This window comes from Spartinivicinus ruber, assembly GCF_011009015.1.
GTDB classification, from domain to species: domain Bacteria; phylum Pseudomonadota; class Gammaproteobacteria; order Pseudomonadales; family Zooshikellaceae; genus Spartinivicinus; species Spartinivicinus ruber.
This window is the reverse complement of sequence record NZ_CP048878.1, coordinates 4,808,752-4,825,610: the sequence shown is the minus strand read 5'-3', so window position 1 is coordinate 4,825,610 and position 16,859 is coordinate 4,808,752. Positions and strand designations below refer to the sequence as shown.

Here is a 16,859-nt window from a genome sequence, read left to right as displayed (position 1 = left end):
GAGCTAACGAAGTAGTCCATCAGTTAGAATCAGTTTATTTTTTACGTTTGTAAGTGCTTGATTAAACTGGCTGGGCTAGGCTCACGGATATGCCTCTGTAAAAAAGTTGTAAATTAGAGTCGCAAATTACTCATTGTGAACCATAATTTATTTCTGGAAGCTTTTTAAATGATAAATATAACAAGCTAACGCCATGGTTTAGTTTTAAAGTAGGTCTGGGATAAGCCATGCATATTGCAACTCGAGTAAAACGTTACCTTGCTGCCAAGGGGGTCTGCTTTCAAGCCTTACAAATTAGGCGTGACTTGCCGTTCTTGGATGCGATTAAACAGGTAGGTATTCAACCTAAACAGTTGGCTTTACCTGCTATTTATCGAACAAATCAGCAGTTGCTGATGGTGGTTACTGGTTTAAATCAGGTGGTCACTACCTCTCAATTAGGTAAACTGCTGGGATGTCCGGTCAAACCATTAGCTATGCCGGAAATCAATAAGATTTTTGCTGATTGTGAGCCGGGAGCTGCTCCAGCTTTAAGTGAGCCTTACCACTTGCGCTGCGTGATTGATAATCAGCTATTGTGTACTGATAAAGTCTACTTTATTGCTGGCTGTGCTAACTTCTTGATAGGTGTTGCAGCAGATGAATTCAAGTTTTTAAATCCCCACGCACTCTTTGCCTCTTTTCCTGATGTTGATCTTGATGAGGCTGATCAACGTCAGCTTGACGTTACCAAGAAACAGTTAATAACCGATACCTGTTATTACACAGAGACTTCAAAAAATAATGAGTTTAACTGCTTGATTGATTGGCCTCAGCAAAATGAATTGGTTGAGCAGTTATTGATGGAAAAAAATGACGATATTGAGCTTGTAACTGAGTTACTAAAAAAGGCGCCAGGAGTTAAGCAGCACTTAGTTCAATATGCAGGTATTTTAGCTAGTGATGATGCAAACCCCATAGCAACTGATGATTCAAAAGCGCTTGAGTCAGTAATAAAGTCTTTAACACCAAGGGTTGCAGCTAATTTAGCGATAGGCATATTAATCTTACGGCAATTCAGAACACCAGTAAGAGGAGTGGTGGGAAAAGCGGCCTGGTGGCGAGTGGCTTTATATAGTGCTCACCTTGCTCAGAAAATTGCAGCCGAATGTACTCAGTTGCAAGATAAGCAACATACAGCCCACTTATTAGGTTTAATCCACCAATTGGGCATCGTTGCTATAGGTCATTTTTATCCACCTGAGTTTGTTTTGTTAAATAAAATGGCCAATGCAAATCCTCATCAATCAATACGAAAGTTGGCCAGCAAACTGGTTAGGTTAGGTCAAGCAAATAGTGTGTTGAGAATGGGTTATCCGGCATTAGGTGCTTGTTTATTGTTAAAGTGGGGGTGGCCATCCCATTTATGTGAAAGTGTTGGTGCTCACCTCCAACCAGTGGAGGTCATTAAAAATGATGATATGGCGCTGTTACTAAAGTTGGTGAACTGTTTACTAAGTGAATATCAGGTCGGGTACCGAACTACCAGTGCATCAAGTGACAGTTGCTGTAAAGCACTAGCAGTACCCAAACAGCTAGTTCAACAGCTAGCGAGTGAAACGCTTTGTGAATACCAATGCTTAAGCCGGATTAACCATAGTTTGGTGGCATAATATAGGGTGAAGGGGTCGCCCATCTCAGCAAAGGCTATTGTGAATACGACCTAGCGTGCTGGCATTAGCTGGCTAACCTTGTTTCCCCTGTGATACCTGTGTATCTTTGCAGAAATATAATTTCACTACAAAGTTAGTCTTTTTTGGCAGGCTATCTGCAGTTATTTTAAACGACAGGAGCAATGACAATATGCGAGTTATTTTGCTGGGAGCACCGGGGGCAGGGAAAGGTACACAGGCGCAAAATATTGTTAAGCATTACAATATTCCTCAAATCTCTACTGGAGACATGCTGCGTGCGGCAGTAAAAGCTGAAAGCCCTCTGGGTCTTAAAGTGAAAGCGGTTATGGAATCTGGTGGGCTGGTTTCTGATGATATTATTATTGACTTGGTTAAAGAGCGGATTACTCAGCCTGATTGTAAAAACGGCTTTCTGTTTGATGGTTTTCCAAGAACGATTCCACAGGCAGAAGCACTAGAAGACGCAGGTATTAAAATTGATTATGTCGTAGAAATTGCGGTTGATGATGAAGAGATAGTTAAACGCTTAACTGGGCGGCGAATTCATGAAGCCAGTGGTCGTATTTACCACTTGGTTTATAATCCACCTAAGCAGCCAAATAAAGATGATTTGACAGGTGAGCCTTTGGTGCAAAGGGATGATGATACAGAAGTGACCGTTCGACATCGTTTAAAAGTGTATCATGAGCAAACGGCTCCTTTGGTTGATTTTTATAAGTCAAAGGCAGTTCAACCTGGTGCAGCAAAATATGGAAAGATCAAAGGCACTGGTGAAGTTGATAAGATTCGTGAAGCTTTATTTGCACTGTTAGACTAAATCTTAAGCGTTAGCTTAACTGAAAAAGCCAGCCATTACGTTATGTAATGGCTGGCTTTTTTATTTTGTTAGATAACTACTACACGCATCACTTAAGCTATTTTGCATCTATTTTTGATGAAAATATGAATTTTGAATTGGAATCGGTAATTTAAAAAGTGATGAAGACTGGTAAACCACTCTTATAACTATTAGTCAAATAGGGATGTATGAAGAGGCTTTCTGACGAGTTTAATTAAGCTGTTCAGCTGGTAGCAACTTATAAGAGTGCTGATAATAAAAATAATTGATTAAAGTTTGTGCGGCAGTCGTGTGTCAATTAAGAATATATTATTGTATGAGTAAAAAAGTCACCTATTTCATTGGGCAGAAAAAGCACAAAAGACATTTCCTTATCAAGGCTCTTTGAAAGCGAGGAGGCATTTTGTTGATGGTAATAGTGTCTTGATGTTGCGATACAAGTCTCTTGTTATAGTTGTTCGATAGTCCTTTAACTGAACTTATCTTGTCAGCAGATAGAGGCTTATTTATCCAATTAGCTAATCTTGACAACTGATTCCTCTCATCAGCTAGTTGAAGAACAGTTGTAGGTTAGTTGCATACCCATTTTTATCTCAACATAAACTTGTCATTTATTAGTTGGCAAACTTTTAGGGGAGGAGTTTTACTAAATGAAGCAGGGGAATAAACTACTATAAAGATGTAATGGGAAGCTTTTTGGTCCCATATAGTTAAGTTTCTTGATAAAAATTCCTATCATTTTACTGCAATATAGTATTTCTATCCGCTAGATCGTTTTTAAAGTGAAGTTAAGCTGATGATAATCTTTCAAGCTTAAGTAAGTTGTTAAGAGCCTTACTCATCAAGCTTGTTAGCTGAAAAGAATGTGACCTATTATCAATTTAACTAACTTCAAAAGTATATTGTTACCTAAAGGCAATAAACTTTAAGTTAGTCTTATTGCTTAGCCTTGGATAGCTGTTAGTTAACGAGAATGGTTGTCGAAATACATTTTGAAAAGTCTTCCAGAACTCTTTTGATCTTGCTTGATAGAGGGTAATGCAGTTTAAGTGTGGAGCTTTTAGCTGTCGTTCATTTATCACTAGCTATTTATCACAAGGGTTGTTGGCAACTAGTTATACAAACTCGATAGTAGTTATCAGTCGTTGAGTTTAGGGCAAAGTAGGTCAAAAGGGCGGATAATACAAAAAGGGCTATAATAGTTGAATTATGAGGTAGCAAAGGATAGTTATTAACCATTTCAAGAAAGTAAGTCAGTTGTCAGTATGCACCTTATGATCGACACTTAATAATAGGGAAGCACAATTGTGTGTTTAACTTTTAAGCTTAGAAGCCGCTAAGTTACTGGCTTACATGAAGTAAAAGCATTCCTGAGATTTAAAAGGACTAGCTCTAATCATGGCTGCTTTCTATTTATATAATGAAGATAGATCTTAATGCTTCAATCAGTACTTTTTCAAATAGTCTGCAATGTAGACTTCCCTTACCGCTAAAAAACACCCCATTCGATATCATTAACTACTGTTCAGTTATACATCTATTTATTGAACTGTGACCACAAGTATGCAGTAAGAGGAAAAGTTGAAGTAATACTTTTTATAATGCTGTTCTATATCTTTTCGAATGATTTTTAGGATTTGTTGTCACTCTTAACCACTAGGGATGGTGGAAATGCAGCTTATGCATAGTGGTATGGATACCGCTAATTAGAACAATGCAGGAGTAATTGACGAAGAGGATTAAACTGTCACTCCAATCATTTATAAAAACATAAACTTATGGGAGTAAGTCTGATAAAGCAAGACTTGCGATAACTACTTTAATTTACATAAAAGTGCTGCTGGAACTAATCGCTCGACAGCTCAGATAGCACTTTTTATTTCAGTTAGTGCTGCTATTGCTAGCTTCACTGTAGTAAGTTAGCTCCCTAAAAACCCTACGCTTTGGGTATATAATAGGGGCGGTCATGTACAGTCTTTAATATCTTTCGTTAGAGGTTATTAAAGTACTAATCCTTTTTACATTTTACTTGCTGCTGGATTAGTTGGTAAGGCTACTAATAGCGATATTTGCCAAGAAAACGGTATCAATGAATGTAGTGCTTTAGGACTGTGGTCACTACTGAAGATAAAAAGTTGCTGGTAAACAGTTCTTAATGGAAGAGATTCCTAAAATACCCTCAATCCCTGATAAATGAAATTGGCTTTTATCAAGAAAGTAGGTTTAAGCTTACCTACTTTTAAGGGCGATTCAGAGTAAAATCTAAGGTTGTTAGTTCAAAAAAACAAAATTCAGCAAAAAAAGGGTGAAAAATTTCTTAGATTTAAATATTATTCGCACTTTAACTATTGGGTAAGCACTTTTTGTGCTATGTTTTTATTGATAACTCTAATTTGATTCCTGCTCAGGAGATTTAAAATGGCGAGAGGCAGAAAACCTTCAGCAAAATCCGCAGCTGCTAAGTCTGCTCAACCAAAGCGTCGTGGTCGTCCACCCAAAGCAGCAACTAAAGCAACTGCTACTAAAAAAGTAACTGCTGCTAAAGCAGCAACAAGTCCAGCATTTGCCAAGGCTGAAAATGCATTAGCAAAAGCAGAACAGCAAGTTGCAGCTCTACAAGCTAAATTGGCAGATGACAAACAAAAGGTTGCTGAAGCCAAAGTAAAGGCAAAAGCAAAAGCAACTGCTACAAATAAAGCAAGAGTAGAAAAGGCTGTGGAAAAAGTTGCAGCTACTAATGAAAAGATTAAGGCTGCTAACGTTGCTCTTAAAGAAGCTAAGTTCCAAGAAAAGCTGGCTTCTGTTAAATTAAAAGAGCAGGAAGCTGAAGAAGCAATGCAGCAGCGAGTAGAAGAATACCGCTCAGCATTAGCGCAAAAAGCAGAAGCTGACTTGGCTAAAGCGGTAAAAGACTTTGAGCAAAAATGGTTAAAGGCACGTAATAAGTCTGATAAAACCAAAGTTGACAAGCGAGCTAAGACCGAAAAAACAAAACTGAAACAAGCTGTTAAAAGAATTGCTGCAAAAGCAGCTCAGCTTGAAAAAACAGAAGCGAAAAAAGCGAAAACTACTACCAGTCGTAGAGGTCGCCCAGCAAAAGCAAGTAGTGCTACCGCTGCATCAAAACGTCGTGGTCGTCCAGCTAAAGCAGGCTCTACAACTACTGCTCCCAAAAAACGGGGTCGTCCAGCTAAAGCAAGCACAACTGCGGCACCGAAAAAACGTGGTCGTCCAGCTGCTAAATCTACTTCAGCAACTGCCGCTGCACCTAAACGTCGTGGTCGTCCACCTAAGGCAGGTACAGGCACAACTGCAGCGAAAAAACGTGGTCGTCCAGCTGCTAAATCTACTTCAGCAACTGCCGCTGCACCAAAACGTCGTGGCCGTCCACCTAAGGCAAGCACAGGTACAACTGCAGCACTGAAAAAGCGTGGTCGTCCAGCAAAAGCTAAAACTGCAGCATCATCAGCCCAGCCAAAGCGCCGTGGTCGTCCGCCTAAAAAAGCATCTTAGTGGAGAATGCTGAAATAGTCTCTTCATTTGTTGCAGACCATTTATAACTGAGCATATTTTTTTAAGGCCCGTAAGGGCCTTTTTTGTTCTCTACTAATAAAGTGTGTTTGTTGTTTGTTTTATGTTAGCTACTAAAAATGACTGTTTTTTGGCAATGAGATGACATGATTGGTTGGGTATAGGTGTGCAGTGGCCCAATTACTTCACTGGCTATCATAGATGTAGAACACTCTAGTTAAATAGTTTACCTTATTTTGAAGCAAACCTTATCAAGCCCTTCATTGGCAGCAATCCCCTATATGGTTAAAATAAAACAGTAAACAGCTATTGGGTAACATAAAGCCTTTGTAACAGTGAATTTGAATTAAAAGTAATATTATCAATTTTTTGCTATAGGGCTTATTTTGGAGAAAAAAGGTTAATGGCTAAATTGTTGGCACTAGATACTGCAACTGAAGCCTGTTCGGTTGCTTTATCCTTAGATGGTAATATTACTGAGCACTTTGAGATTATACCAAGAGAACACAGCCAAAAGATTCTCCCAATGATTGATAAACTAATGACGGCAGCGGGTTTGACTATCAAACAGTTGGATGGCATTGCATTTGGCCGTGGTCCAGGCGCTTTTACTGGGTTGAGAATTGCGGCAGGCATTACCCAGGGTTTGTCTTATGCTGCAGACTTACCGGTTATCCCGGTATCCAATTTAGCTGCACTAGCTCACTATGGCATGCGTTGTTATCAGGCTGATTCAGTTTTATGTGCTATCGATGCTCGAATGTCTGAAGTTTATTGGGCTCAATATATTTTGCAGAATAACCAGCTGACTTTATTAGGCGAAGAAGTGGTGTGCCCTCCTGAGCAGGTTACCACCCTTCAACTGGAGCGTAATTGGATTGGTGTTGGTACAGGTTGGAAGTATCATCAAATATTAAATGCGGAACTGGCTGACTATTATATTAATGACTATCCGCACGCTTATGATATAGCTGCTATTGCAACACTGCTGTTTGAACAGGGTAAAACTGTGAGCAGCGAGCAGGCTTTGCCAGTCTATTTACGAGATAATGTCGCTAAGAAAAAGAGTGAACAGAAGTAGGGAACCTGATTGTCCCAATACTTGTTATTATTTACCCTAACTGGCAGCTATATTCATGGATTTTTTACAGATTATTATCCTTGCTCTAATTCAAGGTATTACGGAATTTTTACCTATTTCAAGTTCTGGACATCTAGTACTTCCTGCTCAGCTGCTTGGCTGGGAAGATCAAGGTAATGCTTTTGATGTGGCTGTCCATGTAGGTACTTTATTAGCAGTGTGTATTTATTTTTGGGCAGACATAAAAGCCTTATGGAATGGTTGGACAGCCTCACTGATTAAAAAACAGCCCAGTCACGAGGCTAAATTAAGCTGGTGCATTATTTGGGCCACACTACCGGCATTAGTTTTTGGTGGGGTTCTTTCATTATTAAATTGGGATGAAAAACTGCGTTCAACTTTGGTAATTGCCACTACTACCATTGTTTTTGGTTTGTTGCTTTGGCAATCAGAGCTAAAAGGTAAAATGAACCGCGAATTAACAGAAATGACAGTATATCTGGCATTATTGATTGGCTTTTCCCAAGCGTTGGCATTAATTCCAGGTACCTCAAGGTCAGGGATTACTATTACCATTGCACTTTTTTTAGGTTTTAATCGTGCTGCTGCAGCCAGGTTCTCTTTCTTACTATCCATACCCGTCATTTTAGCTGCTGGCACATTGAAAACATTACAACTAATTGCTTCCACTGAGCCAGTAGCCTGGGATGTATTGGTTTATGGCGCAGTCATTGCTGGAGTCAGTGCGTTTTTATGCATTCACTGGTTTTTAGGTTTTATTAACCGTATTGGGTTATTGCCTTTTGTCATTTATCGGTTGCTGCTAGGTGTTGTTCTATTTAGTTTATATTTTGCCACTGAGTTTTGACCAGTAATAATTATGCATCAAATGTCTGGTAGTGAAATAGCGGTTATTTGTCATGAAAGTGGTTTTGTTCATCAAGCTGAGCAAATAGCCAAGCTGCTAGGTTGCCCTTATTTAGGGTTAGCAACACCATCCCAATTAACTGAGCCGGCTTTAGTTATTGAAGTAACAGCAGCAGGCATTGCCCTAGCTGAAACTGGGAAAAAAGCAGCAAACCCCATCAAAGTAGATTTTGTTACAGGTGCTTTAGCCCATAGAAGAAAGTATGGTGGGGGAAAAAGCCAAGCAATTGCAAAGGCGATTGGTTTAAATAAAACCAAAACATTACAGGTATTAGATGCCACAGCTGGATTAGGGCGAGATGCTTTTGTATTTGCATGTTTAGGCTGTCAGGTTACATTACTTGAACGATCAAAAGTCGTGCATTTATTACTGGCTGATGGGCTTAAAAGAGCAGAGGCTGATTTAGAAATAGCTAATATTATGAGCCAGTTACAGTTGTTACAAGTTGACGCAAAAGACTATTTTCAGAAGTTATCTCATTTAACAGGTCAGTATGATATTGTCTTCTTAGACCCGATGTTCCCTCATCGAGAAAAAAGCGCTGAAGTAAAAAAGGAAATGCGTATTTTTCAAAAGTTACTAGGCCATGACCTTGATGCAGACCAATTACTTGAAGCGGCGCTTGATATTGCCAAATACCGTGTAGTAGTAAAAAGGCCTAAATTAGCGCCTCACTTAGCGGATAAACCCCCGACTTACCAGTTAACTGGTAAGTCGGGCCGATTTGATATTTATGTTAATAAAGCTATTGAGAGCTAATTCCATTCATGAGGGGGGATCTATCTCTAAACTTAGTGACAGGGGTAAAGACCGTTTATTGCTCTAATTAGCGGTATCTATACCTGCATGCATAAACTGTATTTCCACCATCCTTGGTGCTTAACGATAATATCAAAGCCTAAAAATCATTCGCGAAAAGTATATCCGCTTTCAGTTAAGTGGAGGATATTATAACGAATATCCGGGGGTAAGATTCTTTTAGCTGCTTGGCCAATATCATATAACTCTTTGCCAAAGCTTAAGCTACCTTGGTTGTTAATAGTGATAACCTGTTTGTTTTTCAAAGTAGCAACCAGGGTGCGGAATAATGTTTTATCAAAGAACTCAGGCGCATTAATCCCTTGGACTAGCGATAGTCGCTGAGCAATATTGTGGCATTGGGTTTCCAGCATTTGTGCATTAAATTTATCACTGCCTGCCTTCAATAATACGCTAATGACCAAGTAAAATCGTTCTAGCATTTGACTAATGGCTTTAGCAAGCAAACTTAACTGAATATATTCAGTAGTATTCGGTGCAGCTCGTACTAACTTGTCATTTTCCTGACTTATCAACTTTAACTGGGCTAAACAGTTAATACTGTTTTCAATTTCTGGCTTGATCTGTTGTTCTGGCCAAATTAAAAACAACTCAGTTTTTAAATAAGGGTAAAGGGTGGTACAAGCTTCAATTAAGTCGTCATGAATTTGATAGGGACTATTGATAAAAAAACAACTTATCAAGGAAGGCAGGGCAAATAAATGCAAGATGTTATTGCGATAATAGGTCATAACCACTGCATTTTTTTCGCTTAGTGTAACAACATCACCTAATGCATCCGTCTGGATGTGAATGAGTTTCATCGTTTCCACATAATGTGTCATTGTTTCACTGGTTTCAGTAGGTAAGGTTACTTTTTGGCTGTAGGGCAGTTGTGTTAATAAGTTTAAGTAGAAATTGAGTGAAAAATATAGGGTGTTTTTATCCATTGCTTGCCTGGGAGTAGAAAGCAGTGACATAGCAATCAGATTAACAGCGTTTACAGCTGCAGCTGAGTTGATTCTTTGGATGATTTGGGTAGCTAAACTATTCGTTACAGCGTTTAGCCATGGGGGTTTAGCTGTTTTTGCTGAATAGTCAGGGTGCCAGTTGGGTTGCTGTTCTGTTAAATAGTCTCCCAGTTTTAGTGGTTCTGCGAAATTGACTGTCACTTTACCCAGTGTCTTTTTTAGGCTGGAGAGTGTGCGGAAAATATCTAGGGGCGACTCTTTTTTCTTACTTTTACCTCGTAGTTCGCCTAAATAGGTTTTAACCTCCAAGACATTCTCATAACCAATATAAACTGGAATAAAAGCAATTGGCTTTCGATTATCTCGTAAATAGCTTCTGATTGTGAGCGCTAACATGCCGGTTTTGGGGAGTAAGCACCGCCCTGTCCGGCTTCTACCTCCTTCGATAAAATACTCGGTGGGAAAACCTTTAATAAACAGTGTATGCAAATATTCATTAAATACTGCAGTATAAAGTTGGTTGCCTTTAAATTGGCGGCGAATAAAAAATGCACCACTGCGACGAAGTAAACCACCAATCACTGGCATATTAAGGTTAATACCGGCAGCAATGTGGGGTGGGGTTAAACCTTGTTTAAACAGTACATAGGATAATAATAAGTAATCAATATGGCTACGATGGCAGGGAACATAGATTATTTCGTGATCTTTTGCTAATGCTTTGACTGATTCTAAGTGGTTTACCTCAATACCGTGATAAACTTTATTCCAAAACCAGGAAAGTACAATATCCAGTAAACGAATAGCTTGATAGCTAAAGTCTGAAGCGATCTCTTTACCATAATGTTGTGCTTTGGCTTTTGCTTGCTGGTAATCAATTTCTTTTTCTGCTACTTCCTTTTCAATGGCTTCTTTAACTAAAGGGGCATGTAATAATGAGCTAACTAAACTATGGCGGTGAGATAAGTCGGGCCCGACAACGGAAGTGCGTAACTGTCTGAAGTGAACCCGTAATATCCTAGCAACTTTTCGTTGTGTTCGGCTTTCACCTAGTTCTTTATTCACAATATCACGCAGTGACATGGCTTGGTTAAAGTGCACCATAGTTTGTCTGCCATGAATAAGAATTGTCAGCAGTTTTTTAAAACGGCTGGCTACTTGAAAGTTGTAGGTAAATAGTAGTTTGAAAGCTGATTGTTCTTTATCAGGAGATCGTCCCCAGAATACAGAGACAGGCACTAGGAGTACATCAAGTGCAGCATTGTTTTCAACCTGGTTAATAAGCAGTTTTAGTTGTTCTGGAAGGCTAGCATCTTCTCGTTTAAACAGAAATCCTTTGAGTTGGGTTAAAAAAAAGTGTGCTGGTTGTTCGATAGTTAAGTTGGTGAGTAGCTCTGATGGTCTTGGTAGCTTTGCGTTAATACACTCCTGTTCAACGAGTAAAAAGTCTGATAAGGAAGAATTATGTAATACATAGCAAACTGGAGTATTAGGTGTGAGCTTAAGTTGCTCAGCAGAAGCATTATATACCTGTACTTTTACCCACAATGAAATTAACTTTCGTAATACAGCCAGTAAAAATTGAGAACTTCTAATTAACTTTTCCATAACATACTTATAAAAGTGGCTAACTTGTTATTAAGTGACAATAATCGTAATCCAAGAGAAAGCTTGGTAACTAAAAGTTGAATAGGCTTCATAGTAGTTAAAGTAGCGAGGCCATTGTTGTATTTTGATTATAAATTGGTAAATGACAGGGAATTCAAAACTTTAATAAGAAGTACTGCTGCTAATGTTTTAGGTATCATGCCAAATAACCGGGCCTTCTCCTGCCCCATTAATTTGCCACCACTCATTTTCATTATTTTTTCCTTCTTCCCAAAAGTTGCCATTACAGCGAACTTCAATGTTTAATGCTTTATATGCGTCATGGGCACAGTCAATATCCGTCTCCCATGGTGACTCAGATGAATTAAACCAAACACTGGAAAAATGTCGTCCCGAGGCTTTCTCCACAATTAAAATAGGAACAGCATGGGGGCCAACCATTCCAAAATAATGGTGACTACGCCCATGACTGTTGGTAGCGGTAAGGTTGTCAAAATGTTTTTCTAGCCAGTTTAGAATAGCTTCTAAGTCAGTGGTTTTAATATACACTTCAATATCAGGCTGCCGCATAATCTAGTCTCTAAACAACATGTGTAATATCCTGCCAAAACAAAGTCCGATATAACCCGTTAACGCAATAATACTGCCGATTGACAAACCAACCAACCCCAGTATAAGGCAGTTGTAACCGTATAAAGGGCTTATCCATTGTTTTTGCACTGCAATAATTAGTAAACCACTAATACCGAATAGAGCTGTTCCTAGTAAAAAAATACTCAAATAACGCTTGGGGTTTTGACCAATGATCAACAGTCGCTGTTTAAACCAAGCAATTTTCATGGTGACAAGCTATCCCCCTAAAAATCATTCGCTTTGGGTATAGTTTGGCACAATGATTGAAATTATGGAGTAATTTGATTGAGAGTAGGGGGTTGGTGTGTTACAGCCCAACGGAGAAGCTGGGCTGTAACAGATTTTAAGTAAAGAGTTTGCTGATAATCTTCTCATACATAGACGACAGAAGGTCTAAGTCTGCCACTTTCACACACTCATTCACTTTATGTATGGTGGCATTGGATGGTCCAAGCTCGATAACTTCAGTGCCTGTTGGTGCAATAAAGCGGCCATCGGATGTGCCTCCAGCCGTAGAAACTGTAGGCTTATAACCCGTGACCTCTTCTACTGCACTCACTGTTGCAGGTAGCAAATGGCCATGGTCAGTTAAAAATGGTATGCCAAATAAACTCCATTCAATATGAAAATCGAGCTGGTGTTGGTGAAGAATATACTCAACTCTCTGTTTTAATGATTCTGCAGAGCTTTCAGTAGAAAAGCGGAAATTGAATTGTACTGTGAGCTCACCAGGTACAACATTGGTTGTGCCTGTACCTGCATTAATATTAGAAATTTGAAAACTGGTGGGTGGGAAAAACTCATTTCCTTGATCCCACTCATGGGAGGCAAGTTCTGCAAGTGCAGGTGCGGCTAAATGAATAGGGTTTTTTACCAGGTGAGGATAGGCTACGTGCCCTTGAACTCCTTTAATAGTGAGCACTGCACCAAGGGAGCCGCGTCGGCCATTTTTAATAACATCGCCAACAAACTCAGTGCTGGATGGTTCACCAACTATACACCAATCAATGTGCTCTCCTCTGGCTTGTAAATGTTCCACCACCTTTACCGTGCCATTTTTAGCAGGTCCTTCTTCATCGCTGGTAATCAAAAAAGCAATAGAGCCATGTTCCTCAAAATCTGGCTTTTCTGCCAAAAATCGTTCACAGGCTGTGATCATTGCAGCCAATGAACCTTTCATATCAGCAGCTCCACGACCATATAACATGCCATCAGCAATAGTGGGTTCAAACGGTGGATATTCCCAGGTAGATTCTGGGCCAGTAGGAACTACATCGGTATGACCGGCAAAGGCTAATACAGGATTTTTTTCACCAAGCCGTAACCAGACATTATCAACGTCTTCAAAGCGAAGCCTTTCTACAGTGAAGCCTAGTGCTGCCAGGTGCATAATCATAATTTCCTGGCAGTTGGCATCATCAGGAGTAATGGATGGCTGTTGGATTAGCGCTTTGGCTAGCTTGATGGTAGGGCTAAGTTGGCTCATAAACTAAGACAGAGGCCTTTTAAAATAGAGTGATCTGATAAGTAATAATGTAACTGGCAGGTTAATGCTACTCAGTTTTTTCTTTGTATTCACAAAGGTCTTCAATAATACATGAGTTGCACATCGGTTTACGGGCTTTACACACATAACGCCCATGGAGTATTAGCCAGTGGTGAGCATCCAGTAAGAACTCTTTAGGTACCACTTTGAGCAATTTTTTTTCCACTTCAAGAACATTTTTACCTGGCGCAAGGTTGGTACGATTGCTAACCCGAAAAATATGGGTATCAACTGCCATTGCAGGCTGGCGAAACGCTGTATTGAGAATGACATTAGCGGTTTTTCGGCCCACTCCAGGTAAAGCTTCTAAGGACTCTCGGGTATCAGGTACTTGAGAGTTGTGCTGCTCCATTAAAATTTTGCAGGTTTTAATGATATTTTCGGCTTTAGCATTATACAAACCAATGGTCTTGATGTATTTCTTAAGCCCTTCAACGCCTAATGCATAGATACTTGCCGGGGTATTCGCAACAGGATATAAGTGTTTAGTGGCTTTATTAACACCAACATCAGTAGCTTGAGCAGATAAAATAACTGAAATTAGTAGCTCAAAAGCAGTGGAATATTCCAACTCAGTAGTGGGATTAGGGTTTTCAGCTTTAAGACGGGCAAAAATTTCATAACGCTTCTGCTTGTTCATATTCAGGCTAACTGTACATCACTTCATATTATTAGAGCTGTAAACATCATCTGAAGTGCAGCTTGGTCTTTAGAATACATCGGGAAAGAGTATTTTTAGCTTTCTCTTTGGGGGTATCTCAAGCCTTATTTTTAAACTCTTTCGTGGCATTCTACTTAGGGAATAGTTACCAGAAGATATTTACAGGTTTTAGCTAATTTGGCCCGTTACTCTAACGCGTTTGCTGCCTGTTGTAACTTCTTTTGAGGCTTTGGCTGCCTGGTGTGCATCAATCAGGTTTTTAATAGCAATAAAAAAGCCCATAAAAACAAATGCCCCTGGTGGTAATACAGCAAACAGAAACTTTTTGTAGTCAGCAATTAAGGTAATGGTCCAGTTTTCGGCAATGCTACCAAATAACAGGTGCATATTGGCAAATAAAGTACCTTGACCAATAGCCTCACGCACTGCACCTAATAAAATTAATACCAGCGCAAAGCCAGTTCCCATCATTAAACCATCCAACATAGAAGGTAATGGTGAGTGTTTGGAAGCAAACGCATCCGCACGACCTAATACAGTACAGTTGGTGACAATCAGAGGAATAAACAAACCGAGAATTTGGTATAACTCGTAAGTGAAAGCCTGCATAAGCAGCTCAACACAGCTGGTAAAAGCGGCAATAATCATTACAAAGGCAGGTAGGCGAATTGCCTCAGTCACTTGATTACGAATGAGTGAAACTGCCAGATTAGAGCAGGTGAGTACCAGTAGTGTCGCAAAGCCCAGCCCAATAGCATTAACCACGCTATTGGAAACACCGAGTAAAGGACATAACCCCAGTAGTTGAACCAGGGCTGGGTTATTTTTCCACAGCCCTTCAGCAGCGATGGTTTTTGGATCTGCACTAGCCATGGTTTAGTTCCTCAAGCTTTTTGGCTCCCTTGTGAAATAAAGTTGCTTGGTGTTCATTAAAATAATCCAACGAGCGCTTTACTGCAGCAACCACGGCGCGGGGGGTAATAGTGGCGCCAGTAAACTGATCAAACTCACCACCATCTTTTTTTACCGCCCAGCCATCTTCTGTTGGGCTTAGTAACGACTTACCTGCAAAGTTATTAATCCAGTCAGATACCTTGCTATCAATCGCATCACCCAGCCCTGGGGTTTCTTTATGAGCAATTACCCGAGTGCCAGTCAGTTTACCTGAGTGATCAATGCCCACTAATAGCTCAATACGACCGTTATAGCCATCAGGTGCTGCAACTGGAATAACGACTGCTGAAGGCTGTTGTTGCTTAAATGCAACATACACCTTGAAAGGTTGGTGCTGGCTAATTAAAGGCTCTGCTGGCTGCATAACATAGGTATGGAGTAAATCATTGTCATAATAATCTTGGGGCAGTATGTCAGCTAAGGCCCGTTGCTCACTGGCACGAATTTGGGCTGCAATCCGGTCTTGAGTAAAGACATAGGTAAGGGCAATTAGGCCCACCGTAAGGGTAGCAAATAACCCAAGACGTAAACTGTTATTACTAATGGCTTTAGCAATTAGACTCATCGAAAACAATCCCTAGTCTGATTTGGCCAAGCCACGATTTGGCTTTTTGTGACCATAAGTGCGGGGCTGGGTGTAATAGTCAATAGTGGGCGCTGCCATATTCATTAGCAGTACGGCAAATGCCACACCATCTGGGTATCCACCCCAGGCTCGAATGATATAAGTAAGTACTCCAATGCTGGCACCAAAAACTAATCGGCCTTTCTTACTGGTGGCTGAGCTGACGGGATCAGTGACAATAAAAAAAGCGCCCAGCATGGTTGCGCCGCTCAGTAAGTGAAATAGAGGCCCTCCATGACTATCTGAACCTTCACCACCATAAAACAAGAAAGACATAACTAACAGGGCAGCAAGCATTGCCACGGGTGCATGCCAGGTAAACACTTTTTTAACCAGCAAAAAGATGCCGCCTGCTAAAAAGGCAAGGTTAACCCAAGTCCAGCCGATGCCCGCATAGCCTTCAAGCACGGGGGTTTGCTGCCATAGCTCCAACAAGGTCAGGCTGGTGTTGGTTTTGACTACATCTAGCGGCGTGGCACCAGTAAAGCTATCAACCACCGTGCTACTGATTGAAGGCAGCCAAAACCCTAAGCTTTCAACAAGTGAAGGGTTGCTTAGATTTCCCTCAATACCTCTTGGGGGTAGCCAGGCAGTCATTTCTACTGGGAAAGAAATCAATAGTAATACATAGCCCAACATGGCGGGGTTGAAAGGGTTGTAACCCAGGCCACCATAAAGCTGTTTGCCAATAACAATGGCAAAGCTACAACCAATTAACGTGAGCCACCAGGGGGCGGTAGGAGGAATCGCCAGGGCCAATAAAAAAGCAGTAACGACAGCACTGTAGTCTGCTAAATAAAATTTAATGGGACGTTGTCGGAGTTTTAATACCAGCGCTTCACTAGCCAGGGCAATAACTGTTGCCCAAGCCAAATTAATTAGCACCCCGTAACCAAAAAAATAACAGTTAGCCAGAATGCCAGGTAGCAATGCAATTAATACCCACTGCATTACCTTGGTACTTTGGTTCTGGCTGTGGGTATGGGGGGAAGACATGCGAATTAATGACATA

The 16,859-nt window shown here is 40.3% G+C and carries 14 protein-coding genes; 6 read left to right on the top strand and 8 right to left on the bottom strand.

Features of this window, described 5'->3' with window-relative positions:
- Positions 1 to 227: 227 nt before the first annotated feature.
- From G4Y78_RS21975 to G4Y78_RS21950, 6 genes are all read left to right on the top strand, one after another.
- Entirely contained in the window at positions 228 to 1,652 is a 1,425-nt protein-coding gene (locus G4Y78_RS21975; RefSeq protein ID WP_163835036.1) for an HDOD domain-containing protein, read from the top strand.
- Between the two features lie 190 nt (positions 1,653 to 1,842).
- Complete coding sequence (adk, locus tag G4Y78_RS21970) at positions 1,843 to 2,490, top strand: adenylate kinase (protein WP_163835035.1); 648 nt, start codon at positions 1,843 to 1,845, stop codon at positions 2,488 to 2,490.
- 2,439 nt (positions 2,491 to 4,929) lie between these two features.
- Positions 4,930 to 6,024: a hypothetical protein gene (locus G4Y78_RS21965; protein WP_163835034.1), complete on the top strand. Its 1,095-nt coding sequence runs from the start codon at positions 4,930 to 4,932 to the stop codon at positions 6,022 to 6,024.
- Positions 6,025 to 6,445: 421 nt separating this feature from the next.
- Positions 6,446 to 7,123, top strand: a complete 678-nt coding sequence (tsaB, locus tag G4Y78_RS21960; protein WP_163835033.1) for a tRNA (adenosine(37)-N6)-threonylcarbamoyltransferase complex dimerization subunit type 1 TsaB — start codon at positions 6,446 to 6,448, stop codon at positions 7,121 to 7,123.
- A 55-nt stretch (positions 7,124 to 7,178) separates the two neighbouring features.
- Positions 7,179 to 7,991, top strand: coding sequence for an undecaprenyl-diphosphate phosphatase (locus tag G4Y78_RS21955; RefSeq protein ID WP_163835032.1), 813 nt, complete (start codon positions 7,179 to 7,181; stop codon positions 7,989 to 7,991).
- A gap of 12 nt (positions 7,992 to 8,003) precedes the next feature.
- Entirely contained in the window at positions 8,004 to 8,810 is an 807-nt protein-coding gene (locus G4Y78_RS21950) for a class I SAM-dependent methyltransferase (protein ID WP_230425633.1), read from the top strand.
- 146 nt (positions 8,811 to 8,956) lie between these two features.
- Here the strand turns inward: G4Y78_RS21950 and plsB are convergent, their stop codons facing one another.
- The 8 genes from plsB to rsxD all read right to left on the bottom strand — a co-directional run bounded on the left by plsB (position 8,957) and on the right by rsxD (position 16,858).
- A complete protein-coding gene (gene plsB, locus G4Y78_RS21945) occupies positions 8,957 to 11,428 on the bottom strand; it encodes a glycerol-3-phosphate 1-O-acyltransferase PlsB (RefSeq protein WP_163835031.1) in 2,472 nt (823 codons plus the stop codon).
- A 189-nt stretch (positions 11,429 to 11,617) separates the two neighbouring features.
- Complete coding sequence (locus G4Y78_RS21940; protein WP_163835030.1) at positions 11,618 to 11,998, bottom strand: hypothetical protein; 381 nt, start codon at positions 11,996 to 11,998, stop codon at positions 11,618 to 11,620.
- 3 nt (positions 11,999 to 12,001) lie between these two features.
- Complete coding sequence (locus G4Y78_RS21935; protein WP_163835029.1) at positions 12,002 to 12,268, bottom strand: hypothetical protein; 267 nt, start codon at positions 12,266 to 12,268, stop codon at positions 12,002 to 12,004.
- Between the two features lie 136 nt (positions 12,269 to 12,404).
- The gene (gene dapE / locus G4Y78_RS21930) at positions 12,405 to 13,547 is read right to left on the bottom strand and encodes a succinyl-diaminopimelate desuccinylase (RefSeq protein WP_163835028.1); all 1,143 of its coding nucleotides are present in this window, start codon (positions 13,545 to 13,547) and stop codon (positions 12,405 to 12,407) included.
- Between the two features lie 67 nt (positions 13,548 to 13,614).
- Positions 13,615 to 14,247: an endonuclease III gene (gene nth / locus G4Y78_RS21925; RefSeq protein WP_163835027.1), complete on the bottom strand. Its 633-nt coding sequence runs from the start codon at positions 14,245 to 14,247 to the stop codon at positions 13,615 to 13,617.
- 189 nt (positions 14,248 to 14,436) lie between these two features.
- On the bottom strand, positions 14,437 to 15,141 hold the full coding sequence (locus G4Y78_RS21920) for an electron transport complex subunit E (RefSeq protein ID WP_163835026.1): 705 nt from the start codon (positions 15,139 to 15,141) through the stop codon (positions 14,437 to 14,439).
- Entirely contained in the window at positions 15,134 to 15,787 is a 654-nt protein-coding gene (gene rsxG / locus G4Y78_RS21915) for an electron transport complex subunit RsxG (protein ID WP_163835025.1), read from the bottom strand. The genes G4Y78_RS21920 and rsxG overlap by 8 nt, the downstream gene beginning before the upstream one ends.
- 12 nt (positions 15,788 to 15,799) lie before the next feature.
- Positions 15,800 to 16,858, bottom strand: coding sequence for an electron transport complex subunit RsxD (gene rsxD, locus G4Y78_RS21910; protein WP_163835024.1), 1,059 nt, complete (start codon positions 16,856 to 16,858; stop codon positions 15,800 to 15,802).
- Position 16,859 lies beyond the last annotated feature (1 nt).

Coding starts and splice junctions, on each gene's coding strand:
- G4Y78_RS21975 (WP_163835036.1), top strand. CDS start 228: ATGCATATTGCAACTCGAGTAAAACGTTACCTTGCTGCCAAGGGGGTC.
- adk (WP_163835035.1), top strand. CDS start 1,843: ATGCGAGTTATTTTGCTGGGAGCACCGGGGGCAGGGAAAGGTACACAG.
- G4Y78_RS21965 (WP_163835034.1), top strand. CDS start 4,930: ATGGCGAGAGGCAGAAAACCTTCAGCAAAATCCGCAGCTGCTAAGTCT.
- tsaB (WP_163835033.1), top strand. CDS start 6,446: ATGGCTAAATTGTTGGCACTAGATACTGCAACTGAAGCCTGTTCGGTT.
- G4Y78_RS21955 (WP_163835032.1), top strand. CDS start 7,179: ATGGATTTTTTACAGATTATTATCCTTGCTCTAATTCAAGGTATTACG.
- G4Y78_RS21950 (WP_230425633.1), top strand. CDS start 8,004: ATGCATCAAATGTCTGGTAGTGAAATAGCGGTTATTTGTCATGAAAGT.
- plsB (WP_163835031.1), bottom strand. CDS start 11,428: ATGGAAAAGTTAATTAGAAGTTCTCAATTTTTACTGGCTGTATTACGA.
- G4Y78_RS21940 (WP_163835030.1), bottom strand. CDS start 11,998: ATGCGGCAGCCTGATATTGAAGTGTATATTAAAACCACTGACTTAGAA.
- G4Y78_RS21935 (WP_163835029.1), bottom strand. CDS start 12,268: ATGAAAATTGCTTGGTTTAAACAGCGACTGTTGATCATTGGTCAAAAC.
- dapE (WP_163835028.1), bottom strand. CDS start 13,547: ATGAGCCAACTTAGCCCTACCATCAAGCTAGCCAAAGCGCTAATCCAA.
- nth (WP_163835027.1), bottom strand. CDS start 14,247: ATGAACAAGCAGAAGCGTTATGAAATTTTTGCCCGTCTTAAAGCTGAA.
- G4Y78_RS21920 (WP_163835026.1), bottom strand. CDS start 15,141: ATGGCTAGTGCAGATCCAAAAACCATCGCTGCTGAAGGGCTGTGGAAA.
- rsxG (WP_163835025.1), bottom strand. CDS start 15,787: ATGAGTCTAATTGCTAAAGCCATTAGTAATAACAGTTTACGTCTTGGG.
- rsxD (WP_163835024.1), bottom strand. CDS start 16,858: ATGTCATTAATTCGCATGTCTTCCCCCCATACCCACAGCCAGAACCAA.